Origin of the sequence: Bacillus sp. EKM208B (assembly GCF_011800725.1) — a bacterium.
In the GTDB taxonomy this organism is placed as follows: Bacteria; Bacillota; Bacilli; order Bacillales; family Bacillaceae; genus Bacillus; species Bacillus velezensis.
This window is the reverse complement of the sequence record NZ_JAANHO010000009.1, coordinates 103747-126985: the sequence shown is the minus strand read 5'-3', so window position 1 is coordinate 126985 and position 23239 is coordinate 103747. Positions and strand designations below refer to the sequence as shown.

Sequence of the window (23239 nt, the reverse complement as noted above, 5' to 3'; positions counted from 1 at the left end):
GCCGATTGATAGGCGATAAAAGCCAGCGTTGAAATAGGAAGAATGAGAATGGCCAAAAAAGAAATGAGCAGTTTTCTTGTAAGCGATCTCTGCTTGATGATTTGCACAATTTTTTTCATCTGCTATATCTCCTCTTGCGTGTTTACCCTTCATATCGGCAATTATGGGTAATTATACACATCCAAAAAGAAGAAATATAACGAAACGTACTTTTTACCTATTGTTAAATTAGTCTTTTAGACTCAATTAAGAGTTTATCTTAAAACGCTTTGTCAGTTCGCGTAATTCTTCCGCCATTTTTTCCAGCGTGACGGCGGAGGAACTGATTTCCTCCATGGACGCAAGCTGCTCTTCAGCTGAAGCCGCGATGTCCTGAATGCCGGCCGCGCTTTGTCTGGAGACGGCCGCGATATCCTCTGAAGCGTTTGATACTTCCTGAGACCCGGCAGAAAGCTGTTCCACGGTTGCATTCATATTTTGCAGTTCACCGGCAATCTGATTTGTTTTAACGGAAATGTCCCGGAAGCTTTTTTCCGTTTCGTCCGTTAACTGAAGTCCGCTTTTCACCTCGTGATTGACGGATTCCAGCATTCCGAGCGAAGTATGAATTTCTTTGACGATTTCATGAATTAAGGATTCGATTTCTTTCGCTGAATCGGCGGATTGGACGGCAAGCTTTCTCACTTCTTCGGCAACGACTGAAAAACCGCGTCCGTATTCTCCCGCTCTTGCCGCTTCAATGGCTGCATTTAAAGCAAGGAGGTTCGTTTGATCGGCAATGCCGTTAATGACGCGCAAAATGCTGTTGATGTCCTGCGATTTGAGTTCAAGCCCTTGTACGACTTGCTCCGCTTTACTTACGGATTGGTCAATGGCGCCCATCTGGCCGGCTGTTTTCTTGACAAGCCGCTCACCGGCGCCGGATATCTCCGCCGATTCAATTGAAGTTTCCGTCACCACGGCTGCCGCTTCCGCCAGATCGCTGAGCCCGTCTTTCATCTCATTCACTTGGGCTGTCGCTTTATCAATACTCTCACTTTGGTCTTCCGTTCCATTAGAAAACTGTTCAATCGCAAGGGTGATATGTTCCGTTGCTTTGCTCGTCTGCTCAGCCGAAGCCGTCAGCTCCTCTGAGGAAGAAGCGACATGTTCAACAGAGTCCTGAATTCCTTGAATAAGCGAACGGAGTGAATCTGTCATATGATTAAAACTTTTACCGAGCACGCCGAGCTCATCTTGAGAGCTGACATCAATGGTTTCCGTCAGATCTCCGCTGCTGATTTTTTCCGCTGAAGCTACGAGATGTTTTAACGGTTTGGTAATTGAGCGGATGACAAAATAAATGAAAATCATCCCTGCGGCAATGGCTATCGCCAATATGATAACGGCCAGAGTCAGAACCGGTCTTGCCGCATCTTTGATTTCATCCACGGACATGGTTCCGCTGATCTTCCAGCCCGTCGCTTCATTGGTCACGTACGCCATTTTTTTCGCTTTCCCGTTCAGCGTATATTCATAGTCGCCTTTTTGCCCGCTGTATAATGTATCAACCCATTTTCCCGATACCGCCGAGCCGGCTTTTTCATCACTGTAGGCAACGGCTTTTTTATTTTTGCTGAGGATAAAGGCGTATCCTTCTTTTCCGATGTTCACTTCTTTTGTCATCGTGATGAGATCGTCGATTTTTATATCAATGGCGACGACGCCTGATCCGTCTTGCGCCGCGCGGGCCATAGTGACGACCATCTTTTTGTTTGAGATGGACTCATAAGGGTCTGTGATGATGGTTTGGCCTTTATTCTCCATGGCTTCCTGATACCAGCTTCTTTCAAGCGGATTGAAATCGGCCGGCATATCGGCATGCGGATAACGGGTAAACGTTCCTTCCTTGCTGCTTGAAAATACGGCGGACGCTTTATCATTGCTTTCAATAAACTGCTTGAACCTTTCTTGCATTTCCGTTTGGTTTTTTTCTTTAAATTTAGCGCTTGTCGCCCATTCGCTGAAATATGCTGAGCTTTTTGTAAACATTCCGATCCGGTCATCAATCATATTGTTTAAGATTTGCACATTTCCTTCGGCGCTTTCCATCATTTGCTTTTCAACGGATGAAGCCGCCGAACGGTAGGCGCCGGCAGCCAATACTGCTACCGGAATAATTAAGATCAGTAAAAATGAAATGATAAGTTTTTTGGCTATTGATTTTCTGGCGATTTTTTTTGCTGTTTTTTTCAATTTTGTAAACCTCTTTCAATCATTTACTGTTTATATCGGCCGACTCCCTTTTTATTACATTGAAAATGAAGTCATAAATGAAAAATAGTTCTATGTACTCCCTTTGTATGCAAGACTTTTTATTTAATTATCCGGCTGTCACTATAAAAAAGGACGCCTTCCATCCGGAAAGCGTCCTTTTTTACTAGTTGATTTTAAATTGTTTCGTTAATTCCCGCAGTTCTTCGGCCATTTGCGCCAAAGTATCGGCTGATGTGCTGATTTCTTCCATTGATGCAAGCTGTTCTTCTGCGGATGCGGCAATATCCTGAATGCTTGCTGCGCTTTCCCTAGATACGTCCGCAATATCCGTCACCGCGGCTGAAACGTGCTGGGAGCTGTCCGACAGCTGTTCAACCGTGCCGTTCATCGATTGAAGCTTCTCGGCGATATCGTTTGTCATGCCGAAGATATTCTGGAAGCTTTCTTTCGTACGGTCCGTTACGGCAAGTCCTGATTGAACTTCTTCATTAACCGATGTGAACATGTGAAGCGATGTATTAATCTCAGCCGTGATTTCCTGAATGAGTTTTTCAATCTCTTTGGCAGAACCGGCGGATTGGACGGCCAGCTTGCGCACTTCTTCGGCTACCACTGAGAAGCCCCGCCCGTATTCACCGGCTCTTGCCGCTTCAATGGCTGCATTTAACGCAAGCAGGTTTGTCTGATCGGCAATACCGTTGATGACTCTTAAAATATGAGTGATGTCTTTTGATTTGGCCTCAAGGCCTTTTACAACCGCTTCCGCCTGCTGGACCGATTGATTGATGAGATTCATCTGCCCGACTGTTTGCTGCACATATTCTTCCCCGGTGCCGGCAGCTTCCTTCGATTGTTTAGATGCTTCCGTAATGGATGATGATGTGCGGGAAACGGCGGCGAGTCCGTCATTTATATGATTCAGCTTGGCTGAGCTTGAATCGACTTTTTCGCTTTGCTCTTCGTTTCCATTTGAAAACTGCTCAATCGCCATTGTAATATGTTCCGTCGCTTTGCTTGTCTGCGAAGCTGAAGCGGTCAGCTCTTCCGATGACGCGGCCACGTTGTCGACAGAGTTTTGGATCGCGCTGATCAGTCCGCGCAGAGATTCTCCCATTTCATTAAAGCTCGCGCCGAGTTCGCCCAATTCATCTTTCGAGCGGATATCAATGGTTTCGGTCAAGTCTCCGCCGCTGATTTGTTTAGAAGAGCGGACAAGCCGTTTCAGCGGTGACGTAATGGATCTGACAATCAACAGAATTAAAATTCCCCCGATGATAATGGATGCTGCAAGGACGATCATCCCCATCGTCAGCACCGGTTGTGAGGCGTCTTTAATTTCGTTGAGCTCCATGCTCCCCTCTATTTTCCATCCGGTCAGTTTATTTGTCGTAAACGCCATTTTTTTATTTTGATCATCGAGCTTGTATGAAATAATGCCGCTGTCTTTGCTGTATACCTCATTCAGCCACGGGGTTGAAACTTTATCGCCCGGTTTGTGGTCTTTATGCGCGACATAGGTTTTATTTTTGGACGTGATAAACACGAAGCCTTTTTGCCCGATTTTGATTCCCTGCATCTGCTTCAGCAGCTGGTCAATCGTAATATCCATGGCCACTACACCTGTTCCGTCCTGCATCTGCTTTGCCACGGTGACGACCATGCTGCCGTCGCTTGCCGCAGTGTAAGGGTCGGTGACAACGAGCGTGCCGCCGGCCTTCACAGCGTCTTTATACCAAGTGCGTGTTCTCGGATCGTAATCGGCCGGAGTATTCTCCTTCGGCGCCTGTGCGTAGCTGCCGTCTTCCGTTCCTCCGTAAATACGGGCTACGTCTTTATGAATAGACGTGTATTGCCCGAACTTTTCTTCAAGAGCAGACATGTTTTTCTTTGAGAAGGATGACCCTTTTAACGTTTCACTGAAAAATTCAATCGCCTTTGCTTTTGCGCCGATATCATTTGTAATCGTTGTGTTAAAAGATTCGATGTTATTTTTCGCGTTGCCTGAAATCTGATCATCCAGCGAATTGCTTGCCGTATGGTATGAACTGAATTCTAACACGAGAATCGGTATGATTAAGATCACGATAAATGAAATGATTAATTTACGTGAAATCGATGCCTTTGTGCACCAATTGATGAATTTTTTCATATTAAGCTGCTCCCTCGAGTGTGATACCTTATATATCGGCTCAGTCTTCACATTTTGTTAACATTTCCTCCTTTTTTATGACTTGATTTTCATTGCCCAAGCTTCCTGCATATCTTATAAAAAAAGATAGGGGGCGCGCAGATGATTATCATATCCGGCCAAGTGCTTCGGCCTCAGGACATCGCGAACTGGCAGACGGAAGAAAACCTTGTTCCGTATATAAATGAACTGCTCAATTCTCCCGTACAATTCGATTACGGGTCGATTGCGGAACTGATGTTCGAGGTGCGGCTGCGCCGCCATATTGTGGAAGCCGCAAGAGAACTGCACGGATCAGGTGTGAAATTTGCAACTTTCGCCAAAACATACGGAAATACGGCTTATTGGAGAGTGACGCCGGAAGGAGCCTTGGAGCTGAAGTACAGAATCCCCGCTTCAAAAGCGATTCGGGACATTATTGAAAACGGGGCGTTTTACGCATTTGAATGCGCTACCGCCATTGTTGTGATTTATTATCTGGCCGTCTTAAAGACAATGGGTGAAGAACGGTTTAACCGGCGTTTCCGGGATATCACTTTGTATGACTGGCACTACGAGCATCTGCCGATCTACACGGAAACCGGCAGCCACTTTTTACGGGGAGATTGTTTATATTTTAAAAATCCTGATTTTAATCCTGCAAAGGCTCAGTGGCGGGGAGAGAATGTCATTGTGATGGGGAATGATCAATATTTCGCCCACGGTCTCGGGATTCTGACGGCTGAACAAATCATCCAGAGATTGAATTCTTTAAGAAAAAAAAATGCCGTGCAGCCGGCTTATCTGCTTAACCAGGCAACAAGGCTTGATGCACCCGCGCTTTATCAGATCATGCATTAAAACAATCCCATCGTCTGTCATTTTGACGATGGGATGCGGAATGCTTTTCTTTTCCGGTAAAAAGCCGTCGTGCCGAGCGCTTGGTTTGCAGCCCATTCAAACTTCTCTAAATCATGTCGGGTGACGGCTCTGTCCCGTCGGCTCCATTTAATGGCGCGGACAAAGTAATACCCTTTAATCGGCGCCATGGTGACTTTGGAATGCGGAAAATCTTCAAAGACAAACTCAATAGTCCCTCTTTTTTTGTAGGACATTTGAAGAATCTTCATCATCCATCACCTCACGATTTCTGGATTATGATTCGCACAATCCGTCCAAAACGGTTTTCACGTCTGTCGGCCCTTCAAGTTTCGCGGCGGACTGGCCGGCCCATAAAGACATATACTCCGCGTCTCCTGATTGAGCCGCGTGCCCGCGCATCGGCTTTGTCAGCGTATTATGCAGCGGATAAGGCAGCGTATTTCCCTCGTCAGCCTCATATGTTTTCATGAACTGATTCACGATTCCCCGCGCCTGTTTTCCCGAAAACAGGGTGGTCAGCCGCGTGTCGGCTCCTTTTGATTCGGCAATCGCTTTTTGATATGCCGGTGAGGCGCTGCTTTCTTCACAAAGGAGAAACGGTGTTCCTACTTGAACGCCGTCTGCACCCAAACATCGGGCCGCCTGCACGCCGCGGCGGTCAAAAATGCCGCCTGCCGCAATGACCGGGATATTCAGCGCGTCTTTAGCCTGCGGAATCAGCGCCATAAGGCCGAGAGCCGGTTCTCCTTTAACCGGCAGAAACGACCCGCGATGTCCGCCGGCTTCTATTCCCTGAAGGATAACGGCGTCCATCCCCCGTTCTTCAAAAGCCTTCGCTTCCTCCGGCGTTGTCGCCGTGCCGAAAAGGAAACAACCGCTTTTCTTCAGCTTTTCCGCCGTTTCTTCCGGCGGCAGGCCGAAGGTGAATGAACACGCTTTGACTCCGTAACGGATCAGAAGCTCCGCTTTTTCCTCGAAATCATTCCATTCTTCTTTCAGATCAGAGAACGGCTTGGCGTCTTTTGCCCTCGGGATGCGGGCTTTCCATTTTTCAACCAGTTCCGCCTCAGGCATCTGCCTTTCTTCCGGGACGAAAAGATTTACTTGAAAGGAGCGGTCCGTCAGGTCTTTCATCTCGATAAGCTGTTTTTCAAGCGCTTGCGGGCTGACGTATCCTGAAGCGAGGCTTCCGAGCGCCCCTTCATTTGATACCGCCGAAGCCAGACGCGGCGTGACCAGCCCGCCGGCCATCGGCGCCTGAATGACGGGCTTTGTTAATGATAATGCACTCATCCACTCACTCATTTGTGTTTTCCTCCGTTTCAGCCTGTATTTTGATATAACAGGTTCTGTTTCGCGGACCGTCAAATTCGCAAAAATAAACGCCCTGCCATGTTCCGAGTATCAGGCGCCCGTCTTCTATGATGACATGCTGGGAGGCGCCGGTTGTACTCGCTTTCATATGTGCCGCCGTATTTCCCTCCATATGCCGGTCCAGTTCGTGTTCCCACGGATACATTTCATCAAACCTTCTGAGCATATCCCTCTTCACATCCGGATCGGCATTTTCATTTATGGTAATGCCGGCGGTTGTATGGGGACAGTATATGAGCGCCAAACCGTTTTTTACGCCTGTTTTGCGGAGAAACGCTACAGCTTCATGTGTGATGTCGATCATTTCATCCCGTCTGTTTGTTTGAATCTGCAATTTTTTCAGCATATGAATGCCTCCTTTCTTTTTCTCTTCCTTTCCCATATTCGTTTCTGTATTTGTCTTTTCCTGTCGGATCGCGATGATAAACGCAGATCACAAAAAACTTCAGCCTCGGGACTGAAGTTTTTCACCATATATATACGCGGGCCTCATAAGGCTTTAAAAGAAAGGACGTCACATGGCGGTGCGCTTCTGTTTCCGCGTTTGCAAGCACGAGAGAATCGGAGTCAAGCGGATAACCGGGATGCCTGTATAAAGCGGGGGTTCGGGACAGATTTGTGATGATCAGGGCGGTTTTTGTTCCGTTTTTTCTTAGATAGGCATAAATCTGCCGGTCATTCGGAAGCAGCAATTCATATGTGCCGCTGATCAATACGCCGTGTTCTTTTCTGAGGGCGAGCAGCCGTTTGTAGAAATGGTATACGGATGTTTCATCCTGCATTTGTGATGCAGCGTTCAGCCATGTGTGGTTCGGATTCACTCCGAGCCACGGAGAAGCATCAGAAAACCCGCCGTTCGCCTCACCGCTCCATTGCATCGGTGTCCGTGAATTATCCCGGCCCTTCTTCCAGATGATCTTCATCACTTTTTCATGCGGAACGCCGCGGGACGTCTCTTTTTCATACAAATATTTCATTGCGGCGTCATCATAATCTTCAATGGATGGAAACGAAACATTGGTCATTCCGAGCTCCTGCCCCTGGTAAATAAACGGCGTGCCTTTCATCAGCATATACATCGCGGCGAGTGCCTTGGCGCTTTCTGTCAAAAACCGTTCGTCACCCCATACCGAGACGGAACGGGGCTGATCGTGGTTCTCCATAAACAACGCGTTCCAGCCCTTTCCTTCAAGACTGTTCTGCCAGCCGGACAAGACGCGCTTAAGCGCCGAAATGGAAATGCTTTGATCATCTTCCGTATCCCAGAGGCCGAGATGTTCAAATTGAAAAATCATTTGAAAGACGCCGTTTTCTTCACCGGCCCAATCAGCCGCCTCCCAAGCCGCCACTCCGTTCGCCTCGCCGACCGTCATGATCGGATAGCGCGAAAATGTTTCCCGTTTCAGCTCTTTCAAGAGATCCATTATGCCTTCCCCATTCATATGATACGGGAAAGACGGGACGTATGGGAGACCGTCCGGATTCGGCATGTCAGGGAGCCCTTCTTTTTTCTTAATGTGAGAAATGGCATCCACCCGGAAGCCGTCTATGCCTTTATCAAGCCACCAGCGGACCATCTCATAAACGGACTGCCTCATCGCTTCGTTTTCCCAATTTAAATCAGGCTGTTTTTTGTCAAACAGGTGCAGGTAATACTGGCCCGTCTCTTGATCATATTCCCACGCCGATCCGCCGAAAATGCTTTCCCAATTGTTCGGCTCTTTGCCGTTTTTTCCGTCTCTCCAGATGTACCAGTCCCGTTTTTCGGAATCTTTCGCTGAGCGTGATTCGATAAACCAAGGGTGCTCATCGCTTGTATGGTTGATGACGAGGTCTATAATCAGCTTCATGCCGAGCGAATGGACATCCGCAAGGAGCCGGTCAAAACCCTCCATCGTCCCGAATTCGCCTGCAATTTGTTTATAATTCCGAATATCGTAGCCGTTGTCCGCGCCCGGCGAGTCAAAAACGGGACAAAGCCAGATCACATCCGCCCCCAACTCTTTTATGTAATGAAGCTTTGCTCTGATGCCGTTCATGTCGCCGATTCCGTCCCCGTTCGAATCCATAAAGCTTCGGGGATAAATTTGATAGACGGCCGCCGTTTTCCACCAATCCGTTTTCATACCGACACTCCTTTCTTTACATCATATGAAGGAGCGGGACGAAGAAGCATTTTTTCCATAAAAAAAAGCCTCATTGCAAAAGCAGGAGGCTCAGAAATCAGTTTTTTTAATTTCAACGAAGCGGATATGATGGTCTTCCGCTTCCAGCACCTTAAATTCACACCCTTCGGCATGAAACACATCACCATTTTTCAGCTCCATTTTTTGTGTTAAGAGCCAGCCGGCAATCGTGTCAATGTCTTCATTTTCGATGGCGATATCAAGAAGATCATTCACCTCTTCTATGAGCGCCTTGCCGTCCATCACATAGTGGTGTTCGCCTTTTTTGACGATGTGGGGCATTTCATCCTGGTCATATTCATCACGGATTTCCCCGACGATTTCCTCCAATATGTCTTCGACGGTCACAAGCCCCGCCGTGCCGCCGTATTCGTCAACGAGAATCGCCATATGAATCCGCTCCTTCTGCATACGGATCAAAAGCTCCTGAACGGGGATGCTTTCAATGACTCTGATGACCGGACGCATAATTTCTTTTAATTCAATGGAGCGGCCGAGAAAATACGCTTTAAATAAATCCTTATTGTTAATAATGCCGAGAATGTGATCTTTGTCTTCCTTAATAACCGGATATCGCGTATACCGTTCGTTGATGATCAAATGTATGGCTTCATCAACTGACTGTTCAAGCGAGATGGCGGCGATTTCGGTGCGCGGCACCATGATTTCTCTGGCGACCCGGTTATCGAATTCAAATATCTTATTGACGTAACGGAATTCAGATTGATTGATTTGACCTTTTTTATAGCTTTCGGACAAAATCAGCCGCAATTCCTCTTCACTGACCACGACCTCATGTTCTTTCACCGAATGAAAACCGAACAGCTTGACCAAAAATCCGGCTGAGCCGTTTAACAGCTTAATAAACGGATACATCACTTTATAAAACAGAATGAGCGGTTTTGCCGTCCACAGACTGACGGCTTCGGCTTTTTGAATGGATATCGTTTTCGGCGCAAGCTCTCCGATGACGACGTGCAGATACGTAACGGCGATAAACGCCGCAATAAACGTGACGACGTGCGTAATAGATGACGGCATTCCGATCAGGCTGAAAACAGGATGAAGAAGCCGCTGAATCGTCGGTTCACCGAGCCAGCCGAGTCCGAGCGCCGTAATCGTAATGCCGAGCTGGCACGCTGATAAATATTCATCGAGATTTGAAATCACCCTGTGCGCCGCGAGCGCCCGGCTGTCTCCGGTTTCAACCAGCTCCGCAATTTTTGAACCGCGGATTTTGACAATCGCAAATTCCGCAGCGACAAAGATGGCCGTTAATCCGATTAACAGCATAATGAGAATCAGTTTTAATATAAGCAAAAAAACCCCTACCGCAAACGGTAAGGGGCCACCTCCTTCGTGTTAATTCTCATCACGACCATTTAAGAAAATCATCACAAAACGAAGCAGCTCGAATAATGAAACGAGCGCCGCAGCCACATACGTCAGCGCGGCGGCGTTCAGCACTTTATTCACGCCGTGTTCTTCACTGTTGCGAATGAATCCTTCCGACACGATAATCCGCTTCGCCCTCGCGCTGGCATTAAACTCGACAGGCAGTGTGACAAGCTGGAAAAAAACAGCGGCCGAAAACAAAATAATGCCGAGTCCGATTAAGTTCAAGCTGCCCAGGAGCATCCCGCCCAAGAAAAGCAGAGGGGCAACCCCGGAGGCAAAATTGACGACCGGAAAAATTTTGTGCCTCAGCACAAGCGCGCCGTATGATTCCTGATGCTGCAAAGCATGTCCGACTTCATGGGAAGCGACGGAAATGGCGGAAATGGAGCGGCCGTAATATACCGGCTCAGATAAACGCACCACCCGCTCCGTCGGGTCGTAATGGTCTGTTAAAGTGCCTCTTACCGGTTCTACCGGCACATCATATAAACCGTTAATATCAAGAATCCGTCTTGCCGTTTCCGCCCCCGTCCGCTGACTGGAAGCTTCTACGTCTGAGTATTTCTGAAAATTGCTTTTCACTTTAAATTGTGCCCAAAACGACAATCCCAATGCAGCAATTGTTAAAAAGATAAACAGCATATTATCCTCTTCCTTTTTCTCTTATATCGTACGATCTGCTTATATATTATTTTAATGATTGTCCGCTTTCCTGTACAGAAATCCGCTTCTTTTTTCTGACAGGAATCAATCCTCCGAGCATGATGAGGATACACCCGGCCAATCCGATGTAAAACGGAAACGTGCCTGCGGTCTCTTTTGCAAAAACAAGCCATGAAAATCCGCCGGACATATGATTGTGTCCATTCAAATCGAAAATAAGCAATACGGCCGCCGAAGCGAGCAGCTGCGCTCCGGCCAGCGCCGCCAGCAGTTTTTGAATGACTGTCATTCGACTCACCCTTTTTCGGTCCGCTTTCTTTATCATATGAAAAAATAAGGGTGAATATGTTTTCGTCGATTTTTGAAAGACATCAAACGAACTGGGACATACTGTATAAAAAAAGATACAGGTGTGATCGACATGAAAGTGACAAATGGCGAGAAAGAACAGCTGAGCAATGCGATAGACAGAATGAACGAGGGGCTTGACGCCTTTATCCAGCTCTATAATGAATCGGAAAACGACGAGCCTCTCATTCAGTTTGAAGATGAGACGGCCGATTTAATCAGACATGCGCGTGACTCATACGGCCAGGAACAGCTGGACGAAAAACTAAACACCATTATTAAGCAGATTTTATCCATCTCTCTGTCGAAAGAAGAGCCGGACGAATGAAATCAAACCGTATTTTTATTTCCTGGCTGAGATGGCCGTTATATGTTCGGATCGGACTGATCATTATCGCCTTGATCTTATTGTTCGGCCAACTCATTTACATGCTTGAACCGAAGCAATTCACGTCTGTGTTTGAAGGGGTTTGGTGGGCGGTTATTACGGTGGCCACGGTCGGCTACGGCGATTACGTTCCCCAGACGCCGCTCGGGCAGATTGCCGGCATGGTGCTTGTATTAAGCGGAGCGAGTTTTGTGACCGCCTATTTCGCCACGCTTTCTTCAGCCGTATTCAGCAAACAGCACCGCTATGTCGAAGGGAAGGTCGCCTTTAAAGGCAAAGGGCACGTCATTCTTATCGGATGGAATGAGAAATCGCATATGCTGCTGAAAGAACTGCAGCACATCGCGCCGTCAAAAACTGTCGTCCTGATTGATGATTCATTAAGGGAAGGGCCGCTTATTGAAAACGTCCATTTCATCCGCGGACATGCCGCTGATGACAGTACGCTCAATAAGGCGAATGTTACGGAAGCCGATACCGTCATTCTGACAGCGGATCAGCAGAAAAATGAATCCGAAGCTGATATGCTGTCGGTATTAACGCTTCTCGCCATCAAAGGGCTGCATCCGTCCGTTTATTGTATCGTGGAAATTTTAACGGAACGGTATGTCAAAAACGCCGAGCGCGCAGGAGCTAATAAGATTCTGTGCACATCACGGCTGTCGAGCCGGGTGATGTTTGAGCATTACCGGGTCAAGCTGCAGCTTGCCAAACCGCAAACGCTGTCAGATCTGACGCTGGAGAAAAAGGTTCGCATCATTCCCGTTCCCGGGGAATTAAAGGGGTCATCCTATCATGACTGTGCGCTCTATTATCTCAAACGGAATACCACGATCATCGGCATACAAAAAGAAGAGGGGCCGATGCTGACCCCTCCCCTGTCATACAAGGTGCTCGATACTGATCTGTTTTTGGCTCTTTAATGCAGCAGGACGTCTTCCAGCTCTTTCACAAGCGAGATGCCGATATCTGTATATGAGCGGTCAATTGCCGCATCCCGCCGTTTCGGCTCGGAGAATTGGTTGAATAATGACTCAAAAACACCGCCGCCTGCGTGATCATCCGTTTCCTGCTGATAGACGTGCCTCAGCAAAAAGGGTGTGCCGATTGTAACGGCGGCCCCCCGTTCATCCAGGTGTCCCTTATTTGCTTCAACAGGGATGCGGAGAAATAAATAGCCGTCCTGATCGGAAATTTTGTAATCAAAGAACCCGCGGTCATACTCCCAGCCGCCTCCGATGGTATAACCGATCGGTTTCAGCACCTGTTCCAATTCGCGGAGTAAAAACGATTGCCCTTCAAGTGAAGATGGAATGCTGATCATGTGCATATGCTCCTTTTTGTCTTTAGCGTCCCCGCTCTGCGGCATCTTCATACGGCGCCCGGGAAGAATCGGGAGCGGCAGACAGACGCCGGAAAGAGGTGACGGCGCATTCAATCAGAACATACGTCACAATTGCGGAGAGAACGGCTTCCGTTGAAATATAGAAAACGGCGGCATAGAGACAGCACTTCGTGATCAGCGACTGCATCCGGCCAATCTTCAGTTTCAGCCGGACCATGTCCGTAAACAAGCCGAGAGGGAAAGCGAAAAACAGGATGGTTTGTAAGAGGGATTCAGGAGACAGTTTTAGTGCCGAATAGACAATAACGGCGGAACAGACGGAAATGACGGCATGCTTACATAAGAGTCGTATCATTCATCAACACACCTTTCACGGTTTAAAAAAGGCTGACCCGTCATGCTGAGGGCCAGCCCTTCTTTTTATTTTTCAAGGCGTTTTTCAAGCTCTGCTTTTTTCTCTTCAAAGCCCGGTTTGCCGAGAAGCGCGAACATATTCACCTTATAGGCTTCAACACCCGGCTGATCAAACGGGTTGACTCCGAGCAGATAACCGCTCATCGCCACCGCTTTTTCAAAGAAATAGACGAGATATCCAAATGTATATGCATTAAGCTCCGGAATGTTGACAATTAAGTTCGGCACTTTTCCGTCTGTATGGGCAAGCATCGTGCCTTCGAACGCTTTTTTGTTGACGAAATCGACCGTTTTTCCGGCTAAGTAATTTAAGCCGTCGAGATCATTTTCCGCTTCTTCAATTGTCAGCTCATGCTTCGGTTTTTCAACGTTTAATACAGTTTCAAACAGATCGCGTCTGCCTTCCTGCACGTATTGACCGAGAGAGTGAAGGTCTGTTGAGAAGTTAGCGGAAGAAGGATAGATGCCTTTTTCATCTTTTCCTTCACTTTCGCCGAAGAGCTGCTTCCACCATTCCGCAAAGTATTGCAGCGCAGGCTCATAGTTGATAAGCATTTCAATGGTTCTTCCTTTATTATACAGAACGTTGCGGACGACGGCGTATTGGTAAGCCGCGTTCTCTTCTAATTCCGAGCTGGAAAAGTCTTTGCTTGCATCAAGAGCGCCTTTCATCATTTCATCGATATCAGCCCCGCTTACCGCAATCGGCAGAAGGCCTACCGCAGTCAGAACGGAGAAACGTCCGCCGACATCATCAGGAATAACGAATGATTCGAAGCCTTCTTCATTAGAAAGCGTTTTTAAAGCGCCGCGCTCTTTATCTGTCGTCGCGTAAATCCGCGCTTTCGCTTCTTCTTTTCCGTATTTTTCTTCAAGAAGTTTGCGGAAAATCCGGAAAGCGATTGCAGGTTCCGTCGTCGTGCCTGATTTAGAAATGACATTGATAGAGAAATCAGCGTCTTCTAAAAGATCCATAACATCTTTCATATAAGTTGAGCTGATATTGTTGCCGATAAAGATAACTTGAGGGTTTTTGCGCTTGTCTTTCGGCAGAACATTATAGAAAGAATGATTGAGCGCTTCAATCGCCGCGCGGGCGCCTAAGTATGAACCGCCGATACCCACGACGAGAAGCACGTCTGAATCTGATTTGATTTTTTCAGCGCTTTTTTTAATGCGCGCGAATTCTTCTTTATCGTAGTTTTCAGGGAGGTCCACCCATCCTAAAAAGTCGCTTCCGGCGCCTGTTTTTTCATGGATATTATGGTGTGCCGTTTTTACGAAATCACGTGCGTATGTAAGTTCATGTTCATTGAAAAAAGGTAACGCTCTTGAGTAATCAAAGCGTACATGCGTCATTTGCTTGTCCCTCCATCACGGTGAATTGTTTTCTCTTTCACTTTATATGAACTCACCCGCTAAATCAAGTCATGAAGAAGGCCGGATGAATACGGGATTTGCGCTAAAGATGCGTTCATTTTTTATACAATATCCCGGATTCGATATGGTTATATTTGTAATAATCGTGAGAGGGGTAACGAATCGAATGTTGATGATCCAGGAACGTATCACCTTTACTTTGGAGCAGGATGACATCCATCGCCAATCCCGATGGGCCGGTTCTTTTTATATAGTACTCCTCTTGAGAGGCTGCCGCGAAGGCATATTAAGGCATAAATGTCCATTTTTAAAAATAGTGTCTATATTTGGAGTATCATGTTAAGATGAAAGTGATTTTAAACCGGGAGGTGATTTTATGACTAAAACCATTGGTCTTATTTGCGGAAGTTTACGAAAAAACTCGTATAATCGAGCAATTGCTCAATCATTGATTGACTTCGATAATGCGGCTCAATTTCGTTGGGTTGAAATAGACAGTCTTCCTTTTTTTAATGAAGATTTAGAAATTGCCGGAGCACCAGACTCCGTAACATCCTTTAGAGCTGATATACAAAACGTTGACGGCGTCATCATTGTAAGTCCAGAGTACAATTCCGGAATTCCGGGGGTATTAAAAAATGCATTGGACTGGGCATCGAGACCGCGGACCTCTTCTGTTTTAAACAGAAAACCGGTTGGCTTAATCGGAGCAACCCCCGGAGGGTTCGGTACTGCCTTTGGTCAAACGCAAATGAGAGAAGTACTCGAAGCTATGCAAGTCAATGTTTTGCCATTTCAAAAAATGCTGATTTCGCAAGTCCATGAGAAAATTGATTCCGCTCAAAACATACTTACGGATGAACAAACAAAACGTTATCTTCAACGCTATTTACAACAGTTCATCCATTGGATTGATCATGCTCCGGTTCCCGTTCCAGATTAATTGAAGGATCATCACCCTCACGAAAAGTCACCTCAGAAATAACTTTCTATCTATACAGCATATGAATAGATTTACCGTTTTCAATTCACAAACTTACTTGCCTTAATTCAAGGAGGATTATAAAATGTCTGATCTTTATTCCCGTCTTTCAAAAGATGATGCTGCCGTGCTTTTAGTTGACCATCAAACCGGCCTTATTTCCGGTCTCGTGCGTGACTATGGCGTTGATGAATTTAAAAACAATGTATTGGCTCTCGGTGATACGGCTAAATTCTTTGATTTACCGGTTATTTTAACAACCAGCTTTGAAAACGGACCCAACGGACCGCTCATGCAAGAACTCGTTGATCTCTTTCCTGATGCGCCAAAAATAGCCCGTCCCGGACAAATTAATGCATGGGACAATGAAGACTTTGTTAAAGCCATTGAAGCGACTGGCAAAAAACAGCTGATTATCGCGGGGGTGGTAACAGACGTCTGCGTTGCTTTTCCTGCGCTTTCTGCCATTAAAGCAGGCTACGAAGTGTTTGTTGTGACAGATGCTTCAGGGACGTTTAATAAGCAAGTAGCAGATGCATCATTAACCCGTATGGCTCATGGCGGCGCGCAGCTTATGAACTGGTTCAGCGTAGCGTGCGAGCTTCAGCGTGATTGGCGCAACGATGTTGAAGGTTTTGGCGCATTAATCTCCAGTCATCTTCCCGGTTATCAAAACTTAATGGGAAGCTATATGGGGGCTCAGCGGGACCTTAGTACACAAAATGCATAAAAGGAGCGCTGATTGAATCAGCGCCCCTTTTTTAAATTCGAAGTATAGCAAGGCTCTTCATGATTTAGATTTTGTGTAAATAGATGATCGGCAATCGCAAAGTTAATTAATCCTTTTCTGCTAAATGTACAGAAACAGGGAGTCAAATCCGCAGCATGTGATTACATCTGCAGCTTGAAAATCTATTTCATCTTCACCCCGGCCGGGAATGTATCTTACAGTGACGCCTTTAAGATGGCAAGTACGTCATCTTTGTTCAGTTTTTGGAAATTGCCGAATCCGCCGTATTCCATTTCTTTTGCGGCGATGTCTGCGATCAGCTCAAGCTTGTCTTCACCGATGTCATAATCCGCAAGGCGGGACGGTGCACCGAGGCTTGTCCAGAACGCGGACAATTTATCGATCCCTTCAAGCGCAATTTCTTTATCCGTTTTGCCTTCAGTATCAATGTCAAACATGTTGAGCATCAGGTTTTTAAAACGGTCTACATTTGTATCCAGCGTGTATCTCATCCAGTTCGGGAACAGAATCGCAAGTCCTCCCGCGTGAGGGATGTCATACACCGCTGATACGGCGTGCTCCATCGTATGGGAAGCCCAATCGCCGAAATAGCCCATTTGCAGCGTGCCGTTTAATGCGATCGTACCCGCGTATAAAATCGTTTCACGGTGCTTATAGTTCTCAAGGTCTTCCAAAAGTTTCGGCGCTGTTTCAATTACCGTCTGAAGGACCGCAAAACACATTCTGTCCTGAAGCGGCGTGTTTTCAACATTGTGGAAGTATTGTTCAAATACGTGGCTCATCATATCCACCATGCCGTATACGGTTTGGTTTTCCGGAACGCTGAAAGTATTCTCAGGATCTAAAATGGAGAAACGCGGATGAGTGACATTGCTGCCCCATACGAATTTTTCGTTTGTTTCCCAATTTGTGATAACGGAATCAGGGTTCATTTCAGAGCCTGTCGCCGCAAGCGTCAGCACCGTGCCGAACGGGAGTGCGTCCTGCGCCGTTACTTTTTTGCTGTAAATGTCCCATGCGTCGCCGTCATATTTCGCACCGGCCGCAATCGCTTTTGTACAGTCGATGACACTTCCGCCGCCGACTGCGAGAAGGAAATCAATCTCATGCTGTCTGCACAGCTCAATTCCTTTATTTACCGTTTCCAGACGCGGGTTCGGTTCAACGCCCGCAAGCTCATGAACGGTTGCGCCTTCTTCTTTTAAGATGCCTGTTACTTGGTCATACAGGCCGTTTCGCTTAATGCTGCCGCCTCCGTAAACAAGCAGCACGTTTTTCCCGTATTGCTTCAGCTCTTTTTTCAATTGGTCGATTTGACCTTTTCCGAAAATCAGTTTCGTCGGATTGTAGTACGTAAAGTTCTCCATTTATCATGACCTCCAAAAAAATCGTAAGGGAATTACTATAACACAGAAAAAAAGGAGCTGCCAATCCGGCCGCCCCCTTTATGTTATTACAATGATGCTTTCAGTATCGCAAGCACGTCTTCTTTCTGCAGTGACTTGAACTGTCCGAATGCTCCGTTTGCCATCGCTTTATCTGCAATCGTATCCAGCTTCTCATCAGAAATATCATAATCAGCGAGTCTGTTCGGAGCGCCGAGGCTCGTCCAGAAATCAGACAGCTTGCTGATTCCTTCAAGTGCGATCTCTTCATCTGATCTGCCTGTCTCGTCTATATCGAAAACACGGACGGCAAGCTGTTTAAAGCGGGCCGGATTTTCTTTGAGCACATGTCTCATCCAGTTCGGGAACAGAATCGCTAAACCTCCGGCGTGCGGTATATCGTAAACCGCTGATACCGCATGCTCGATGTTGTGTGTGGCCCAATCCCCTCTTGCGCCCATTGACAGCATTCCGTTTAATGCGATCGTGCCTGTATATAAAATCGTCTCACGAAGCTCGTAGTTCTCCAGATCATTGATCAGCTTCGGCGCTGTTTCAATCACCGTGCGCAGAAGCGATTCACACATCCGGTCCTGATACGGCGTGTTTGACGTGTGGTGGAAATATTGTTCAAACACATGGCTCATCATATCGACCATGCCGTAAATGGTGTGGTCTTTCGGAACGGTAAATGTGTTTACCGGATCGAGAATAGAGAATTTAGGGTAAACGAGCGGGCTCCCCCATCCGTATTTCTCTTGTGTCTCCCAGTTTGTGATGACTGATCCGGAGTTCATCTCTGAACCGGTTGCCGCAAGTGTCAGCACTGTTCCGAACGGCAGCGCTTCTTTCGGCTGGTGTTTTTTCGTGACGATATCCCACGCGTCGCCGTCATATTTAGCGCCAGCCGCGATGGCTTTCGTGCAGTCAATGACACTTCCGCCGCCGACGGCCAATAAGAAATCGATGCTGTTTTCTTTACAGAGCGCAACACCTTTGTTCACCGTTGAGACACGCGGATTCGGCTCTACGCCTGCCAATTCATGTACGGTAACTCCTGCTTTTTTCAGCAGTTCGGTTACTTGATCATAAAGACCGCTGCGCTTAATGCTGCCGCCCCCGTATACGAGCAGTACGTTCTTTCCGTACGGCTTGATTTCTTCAGGAAGTTTTTCGACCTCTCCCTTTCCGAAAATCAATTTGGTCGGATTCCAATATGTAAAGTTTTGCATGACATCTCCTCCTTTGGATTTATATTATGCAGAAAGATGACATTCAATGTAAAGCAATCCGCTTTTTTGACGGCACATCACACGGTTTACAGACAGCGGCTTCCCGGGAAAGGCACTTGTACAGCTTGAGACAGTGTGTGATTTACACGGCGGAGAATGTAGTATGCATAGATTCTTTGCTTTGTCACAATCTATAACTGTTTCACGAATTCATAGAGGAGGTTGTTTACATGAGTGTTATTCAGCGTATCTGTCTCGTATTAACGATTATCGGCGCTATTAACTGGGGACTGATCGGATTTTTCCAATTTGATTTAGTAGCAGCCATCTTCGGCGGCCAAGGATCAGCTCTGTCGCGGATTATTTACGGTCTTGTCGGCATCGCCGGTCTGATCAATCTCGGCCTGCTGTTTAAGCCGAACGAAGAAACATCCCGCGAGGAAGCGGCAAATCCGGAAGTCAGATAAACATAAAAAAAGCACCGAACATACATATCCGGTGCTTTTTTTGATGATTATTTTTTGATAAGGTCTTTGCGGTTGGACTGTTCAATCCACTCTTCAAGCTTATCTTTCAATGTGTTGAAACCTTGCGGAGCAGATGTTTCTTCAGAAGCTTGAGCCGCTTTCGGTTTTCTTGGTTTGCTTTCTTTTCTTTCAGGCGCCGCTTGAGTCGCACGGATAGAAAGGCTGATTTTGCCTTTTTCTTCGTCAACCGCAAGTACTTTTACTTGTACTTCGTCACCGATAGAAAGGTGTTCGTTAATGTCTTTTACGAAACCGTGAGTGACTTCAGAAATGTGAACAAGTCCTTGAGTTTCTTCATCTAATGCAACAAACGCACCATACGCTTGTAATCCTGTTACTTTACCAGTGTACACACTGCCCACTTCAAATTTTGCTGCCATTCATAACAACTCCTAAGTTAAATTAAATACAGATTATACGCAATTTAAAATTATATCATACAAGTTTGTTTTTCGCAAAGAGAACTTTTTTACATGATCATGTTTAAGCACAAAAAAATGGGGGTATACTATGATTACGAAGGCTTTCTAGTATTCCCCCCTTTTATTTGGATGCGAACCGGGTTCGTATCTTTTTTTATGCCCTTTTTTCAACAAACCGTTTGATTCTGACGAGCGCTTCCTGAATCTGCTCAATGGATGTCGCATAGGAACATCTGATGTAGCCTTCGCCGCTCGGGCCGAATACATTCCCCGGAACGACGGCTACTTTTTCCTCAATGAGCAGCTGTTCCGCGAATTCTTCTGAACTCATGCCGGTCGACTGAATGGAAGGAAAGGCGTAAAATGCTCCGCCGGGGTGGTGGCAGCCGAGTCCGATTTCGTTCAATGTCTCCACAATCAGGTTTCGGCGTCTCCGATAGCTTTTCTTCATTCTTTCGACGTCTTCCTGGCCGTTTTTCAGCCCTTCAAGTGCCGCGTACTGAGCCATGGAAGGCGCGCACATCATCGCGTGCTGATGAATTTTGAGCATGGCATCCCTGATCACGGGAGGCGCCGCCGTAAATCCGAGTCTCCACCCCGTCATGGCAAATGCTTTGGAGAAGCCGGAAATAAGAACCGTGCGTTCCTTCATGCCGCGGATGGCCCCCATGCTCGTGAATGGCTCATCATACGTCAGCTCGGCATAAATTTCATCGGCAAGCACAATCAAGTCGTGTTTTTCAGCGAAAGCAGCGATGGATTCAAGCTCTTCTTTCGAATAGACAGAACCTGTCGGATTTGACGGCGAACATAGAAGCAGCGCTTTTGTTTTGTCCGTCAGGGCTGCTTCAAAATCGGCTGCTGATGCTTTAAAACCTTTTGCAGCGACAGTCTGAATCGGCACCGGCTTCGCCCCCGTCAGGGTCACGAGTGATTCATATGCGACAAAACACGGTTCGGGAATTAACATTTCCTCCCCGGGATTCATAATGGCGCGGACAGCGAGATCAAGCGCCTGGCTTGCCCCTACCGTAACGATCAGTTCACTGTCAGGCGAATAACTCAGGCCGAACCGCTGATCTAAGTAGCGGCTGATTTCTTCTCTCAGTTCATAAAGACCCGCATTTGCCGTATAAGCCGTATAACCCTGTTCTAAAGAAAGAATACTCGCTTCCCTCACGTTCCAGGCCGTCACAAAGTCAGGCTCTCCCACTCCCAATGAAATGACGCCTTCCATCGTAGCAGCCAGATCAAAGAATTTGCGGATGCCTGACGGTTTAATCTGCTGCACGTAGTCAGATAAATAAGAAGTCTTCGTTTCCATTTACGGAGACACCACGATTCTTTTGTCATCGTCTCCGCTTTCAAAGACTTTGCCGTCATGCTTATATTTTTTCAGGATAAAGTGCGTCGTCGTGGAAACGACGGACTCAAGGGTGGACAATTTTTCAGACACGAAGCTTGCCACGTCTGACATCGTGTTGCCGCGAATAACGACAGATAAGTCATACACCCCTGACATCAGGTACACTGATTCAACTTCCTGGAATCTGTATATCCGCTCAGCGACTTCATCAAAGCCGACATTTCGTTTCGGAGTGACTTTTACGTCAATCATCGCCGTGACGCCTTCCAAACCGTCGACTTTGCGCCAGTCGATCATCGCCGCATAATCAATGATGACTTTTTCCTTTTCAAGCTTTTCAATGATGCTTTTGACTTCTTCAGCGGGAATGTTTGCCATTTTCGCAATCGTTTCCGCATCAACGCGGCTGTTTTCGTCTAAAATTTCTAATATTTCTGTTTCTTTTTCGGTCAGCTTCATACGTTTCACACCTTTGCATTATCAAAAATCTTCATGACATTATATCACGATTTTCGACAAATGCTAAGAAAAACCCGAAAGAAACCAGAGCTAAAATCTGACAATCAAAAAAGACTTTACATTACAACAAAGAAAGGACGGCGAAGGCTCTCATGGAAGCTGTTTCACCGATTAAACGGGCCGCGATAGACGGAGTTGAGCTGTATTACGAGCATTATGAAAATCCCGGCAGACAGACACTCGTCTGCGTACACGGTTTTTTATCTTCGGCATTCAGCTTCAGAAAACTGATCCCGCTGCTCAGAAACCATTATGATATTATCGCCGTTGACCTGCCTCCTTTCGGGCAATCGGAAAAGTCACGGACTTTCGTATATACTTACGCAAACCTCGCCAAGCTTCTGATCGGACTTCTGGAAAAGCTCGGTATCAGCCGGGCCGCACTCATCGGCCATTCAATGGGCGGCCAGATTTCCTTATCCGCGTCTCTTCTCAGACCCGAGCTTTTTTCTAAAATCGTCCTGCTGTGCAGCTCGGGGTATTTAAAGCGCTCGCACCCGTCGATTATATTCGGGACGCATCTCCCTTGTTTTGACCTGTATCTTAAGTATTGGCTTTCAAAAGACGGCGTGCTGAACAACCTGTTAAATGTCGTTCACGACCGGACGCTTATCGATCAGGAAATGATTGACGGTTACGAAAAACCATTTACAGACCGCCAGATTTTCAAAGCGATGACAAGGTTTATCAGACACAGGGAGGGCGATTTAGAGCCCGAGGATTTGAAGAAAGTGCAAAACCCCGCTCTTTTAATCTGGGGAGAAGAAGACCGGGTCGTTCCGGTCTCAATCGGAAAACGGCTTCATGACGACCTGCCGGATTCCATTCTGTATTCACTCAAGGATACGGGGCACCTCGTACCCGAAGAGCGCCCGGAGTTTGTTTCGGAGCGGATTTTTGAATTTATTCAATAAAAAAACCGGCGGAACCGCCGGTTTTTAAGGGGTGCAGGAGCTGCTTTCTTTTATGGACAGAAGCTGCTCGGCGGCCTTTTGGCAGCCTTCGATCGGAAGCTTTTGCTCAAATGAAGCTTCAAAGATATCCTGAATGGCTGCTGCCAGCTTGTCGGCACGGTCTTCACTGTAGACGGCCTGAACGATGTCGACGGCTTCTGTCTCATAAAAATCTTCTCCATATTTAAACGGGTCCCACTTGGCAATGATTTTCATCATTTCCATGACCGCTTGGCTTTCTTCCATTTTCATCACCGCTTATAATAAAGTTTGCAATTCTATTTTATCATAGATACGCTGT

General features: G+C 46.8%; 25 protein-coding genes and 2 pseudogenes. 7 read left to right on the top strand and 20 right to left on the bottom strand.

Annotation, left to right across the window (positions count from 1 at the left end; translation table 11 throughout):
* Positions 1-246: 246 nt before the first annotated feature.
* The 4 genes and pseudogenes from G9F75_RS20325 to G9F75_RS20300 form a co-directional block, all read right to left on the bottom strand.
* Positions 247-1200 (bottom strand): methyl-accepting chemotaxis protein, encoded by a 954-nt coding sequence (locus G9F75_RS20325; protein WP_427846721.1) that lies wholly within the window; start codon positions 1198-1200, stop codon positions 247-249.
* Positions 1195-2142, bottom strand: a pseudogene (locus G9F75_RS20320) (HAMP domain-containing protein); the annotation flags it as partial. The gene G9F75_RS20325 and the pseudogene G9F75_RS20320, both read right to left, overlap by 6 nt.
* A 277-nt stretch (positions 2143-2419) precedes the next feature.
* A complete protein-coding gene (locus G9F75_RS20305; protein ID WP_370530897.1) occupies positions 2420-3247 on the bottom strand; it encodes a methyl-accepting chemotaxis protein in 828 nt (275 codons plus the stop codon).
* Between the two features lie 117 nt (positions 3248-3364).
* Positions 3365-4405: pseudogene (locus G9F75_RS20300) on the bottom strand (cache domain-containing protein); the annotation flags it as partial.
* Between the two features lie 141 nt (positions 4406-4546).
* Here G9F75_RS20300 and G9F75_RS16080 point away from each other — a divergent pair.
* Positions 4547-5284, top strand: coding sequence for a protein-glutamine gamma-glutamyltransferase (locus G9F75_RS16080; protein WP_014418735.1), 738 nt, complete (start codon positions 4547-4549; stop codon positions 5282-5284).
* A gap of 17 nt (positions 5285-5301) precedes the next feature.
* Here G9F75_RS16080 and G9F75_RS16075 read toward each other — a convergent pair whose 3' ends face one another.
* From G9F75_RS16075 to G9F75_RS16045, 7 genes are all read right to left on the bottom strand, one after another.
* Positions 5302-5553 (bottom strand): hypothetical protein, encoded by a 252-nt coding sequence (locus G9F75_RS16075; protein WP_014418736.1) that lies wholly within the window; start codon positions 5551-5553, stop codon positions 5302-5304.
* A gap of 25 nt (positions 5554-5578) precedes the next feature.
* A complete protein-coding gene (locus tag G9F75_RS16070) occupies positions 5579-6610 on the bottom strand; it encodes a nitronate monooxygenase (protein ID WP_014418737.1) in 1032 nt (343 codons plus the stop codon).
* Positions 6603-7025, bottom strand: coding sequence for a secondary thiamine-phosphate synthase enzyme YjbQ (locus tag G9F75_RS16065; RefSeq protein ID WP_014418738.1), 423 nt, complete (start codon positions 7023-7025; stop codon positions 6603-6605). The genes G9F75_RS16070 and G9F75_RS16065 overlap by 8 nt, the downstream gene beginning before the upstream one ends.
* 121 nt (positions 7026-7146) lie before the next feature.
* On the bottom strand, positions 7147-8805 hold the full coding sequence (locus G9F75_RS16060; RefSeq protein ID WP_167409230.1) for a glycoside hydrolase family 13 protein: 1659 nt from the start codon (positions 8803-8805) through the stop codon (positions 7147-7149).
* Positions 8806-8895: 90 nt separating this feature from the next.
* Positions 8896-10185, bottom strand: a complete 1290-nt coding sequence (locus tag G9F75_RS16055; protein ID WP_007408640.1) for a hemolysin family protein — start codon at positions 10183-10185, stop codon at positions 8896-8898.
* A 42-nt stretch (positions 10186-10227) separates the two neighbouring features.
* Positions 10228-10905: a zinc metallopeptidase gene (locus tag G9F75_RS16050; RefSeq protein WP_003152125.1), complete on the bottom strand. Its 678-nt coding sequence runs from the start codon at positions 10903-10905 to the stop codon at positions 10228-10230.
* 46 nt (positions 10906-10951) lie between these two features.
* Positions 10952-11215, bottom strand: a complete 264-nt coding sequence (locus tag G9F75_RS16045) for a YuzI family membrane protein (protein WP_022553696.1) — start codon at positions 11213-11215, stop codon at positions 10952-10954.
* Positions 11216-11347: 132 nt separating this feature from the next.
* Here G9F75_RS16045 and G9F75_RS16040 point away from each other — a divergent pair, with 132 nt between their 5' ends.
* Together G9F75_RS16040 and G9F75_RS16035 are read left to right on the top strand one after the other, a co-directional pair.
* Entirely contained in the window at positions 11348-11602 is a 255-nt protein-coding gene (locus tag G9F75_RS16040) for a protein mistic (protein ID WP_003152123.1), read from the top strand.
* On the top strand, positions 11599-12585 hold the full coding sequence (locus tag G9F75_RS16035) for a potassium channel family protein (RefSeq protein ID WP_014418741.1): 987 nt from the start codon (positions 11599-11601) through the stop codon (positions 12583-12585). The genes G9F75_RS16040 and G9F75_RS16035 overlap by 4 nt, the downstream gene beginning before the upstream one ends.
* Here the strand turns inward: G9F75_RS16035 and G9F75_RS16030 are convergent.
* The 3 genes from G9F75_RS16030 to G9F75_RS16020 form a co-directional block, all read right to left on the bottom strand.
* Complete coding sequence (locus tag G9F75_RS16030) at positions 12582-12986, bottom strand: YugN-like family protein (RefSeq protein WP_015418088.1); 405 nt, start codon at positions 12984-12986, stop codon at positions 12582-12584. The two genes, G9F75_RS16035 and G9F75_RS16030, sit on opposite strands and share 4 nt — an antisense overlap.
* 22 nt (positions 12987-13008) lie before the next feature.
* Positions 13009-13362, bottom strand: coding sequence for a transporter (locus G9F75_RS16025; RefSeq protein ID WP_260399142.1), 354 nt, complete (start codon positions 13360-13362; stop codon positions 13009-13011).
* 65 nt (positions 13363-13427) lie between these two features.
* Positions 13428-14780 carry a glucose-6-phosphate isomerase gene (locus tag G9F75_RS16020; RefSeq protein ID WP_007408647.1) on the bottom strand — a complete coding sequence of 451 codons (1353 nt, stop codon included), beginning with the start codon at positions 14778-14780 and terminating at the stop codon, positions 13428-13430.
* A gap of 397 nt (positions 14781-15177) precedes the next feature.
* Here G9F75_RS16020 and G9F75_RS16015 point away from each other — a divergent pair, with 397 nt between their 5' ends.
* Entirely contained in the window at positions 15178-15744 is a 567-nt protein-coding gene (locus G9F75_RS16015; protein WP_167409229.1) for an NADPH-dependent FMN reductase, read from the top strand.
* A 124-nt stretch (positions 15745-15868) separates the two neighbouring features.
* Positions 15869-16513: an isochorismate family cysteine hydrolase YcaC gene (gene ycaC / locus G9F75_RS16010; RefSeq protein ID WP_014418745.1), complete on the top strand. Its 645-nt coding sequence runs from the start codon at positions 15869-15871 to the stop codon at positions 16511-16513.
* 215 nt (positions 16514-16728) lie between these two features.
* On the opposite strand, the gene G9F75_RS16005 is transcribed toward ycaC, so the two are convergent.
* Entirely contained in the window at positions 16729-17901 is a 1173-nt protein-coding gene (locus G9F75_RS16005; RefSeq protein WP_003152109.1) for an iron-containing alcohol dehydrogenase, read from the bottom strand.
* An 86-nt stretch (positions 17902-17987) separates the two neighbouring features.
* Entirely contained in the window at positions 17988-19151 is a 1164-nt protein-coding gene (locus tag G9F75_RS16000) for an iron-containing alcohol dehydrogenase (RefSeq protein ID WP_014418746.1), read from the bottom strand.
* 230 nt (positions 19152-19381) lie between these two features.
* Between G9F75_RS16000 and G9F75_RS15995 the strand changes: the two genes are divergently transcribed.
* The gene (locus G9F75_RS15995) at positions 19382-19618 is read left to right on the top strand and encodes a DUF378 domain-containing protein (RefSeq protein WP_003152104.1); all 237 of its coding nucleotides are present in this window, start codon (positions 19382-19384) and stop codon (positions 19616-19618) included.
* 47 nt (positions 19619-19665) lie between these two features.
* Here G9F75_RS15995 and yugI read toward each other — a convergent pair whose 3' ends face one another.
* The 3 genes from yugI to G9F75_RS15980 all read right to left on the bottom strand — a co-directional run bounded on the left by yugI (position 19666) and on the right by G9F75_RS15980 (position 21925).
* Positions 19666-20058 carry a S1 domain-containing post-transcriptional regulator GSP13 gene (yugI, locus tag G9F75_RS15990; protein ID WP_007408653.1) on the bottom strand — a complete coding sequence of 131 codons (393 nt, stop codon included), beginning with the start codon at positions 20056-20058 and terminating at the stop codon, positions 19666-19668.
* Positions 20059-20254: 196 nt separating this feature from the next.
* Positions 20255-21424, bottom strand: a complete 1170-nt coding sequence (locus G9F75_RS15985; protein ID WP_025285179.1) for an aminotransferase — start codon at positions 21422-21424, stop codon at positions 20255-20257.
* On the bottom strand, positions 21425-21925 hold the full coding sequence (locus G9F75_RS15980) for an Lrp/AsnC family transcriptional regulator (protein ID WP_003152098.1): 501 nt from the start codon (positions 21923-21925) through the stop codon (positions 21425-21427).
* Positions 21926-22077: 152 nt separating this feature from the next.
* Here G9F75_RS15980 and G9F75_RS15975 point away from each other — a divergent pair, with 152 nt between their 5' ends.
* Positions 22078-22899: an alpha/beta fold hydrolase gene (locus tag G9F75_RS15975; RefSeq protein ID WP_021495356.1), complete on the top strand. Its 822-nt coding sequence runs from the start codon at positions 22078-22080 to the stop codon at positions 22897-22899.
* Between the two features lie 24 nt (positions 22900-22923).
* Here G9F75_RS15975 and G9F75_RS15970 read toward each other — a convergent pair whose 3' ends face one another.
* Positions 22924-23184 (bottom strand): DUF1871 family protein, encoded by a 261-nt coding sequence (locus G9F75_RS15970; RefSeq protein WP_014418748.1) that lies wholly within the window; start codon positions 23182-23184, stop codon positions 22924-22926.
* Between the last annotated feature and the right edge of the window lie 55 nt (positions 23185-23239).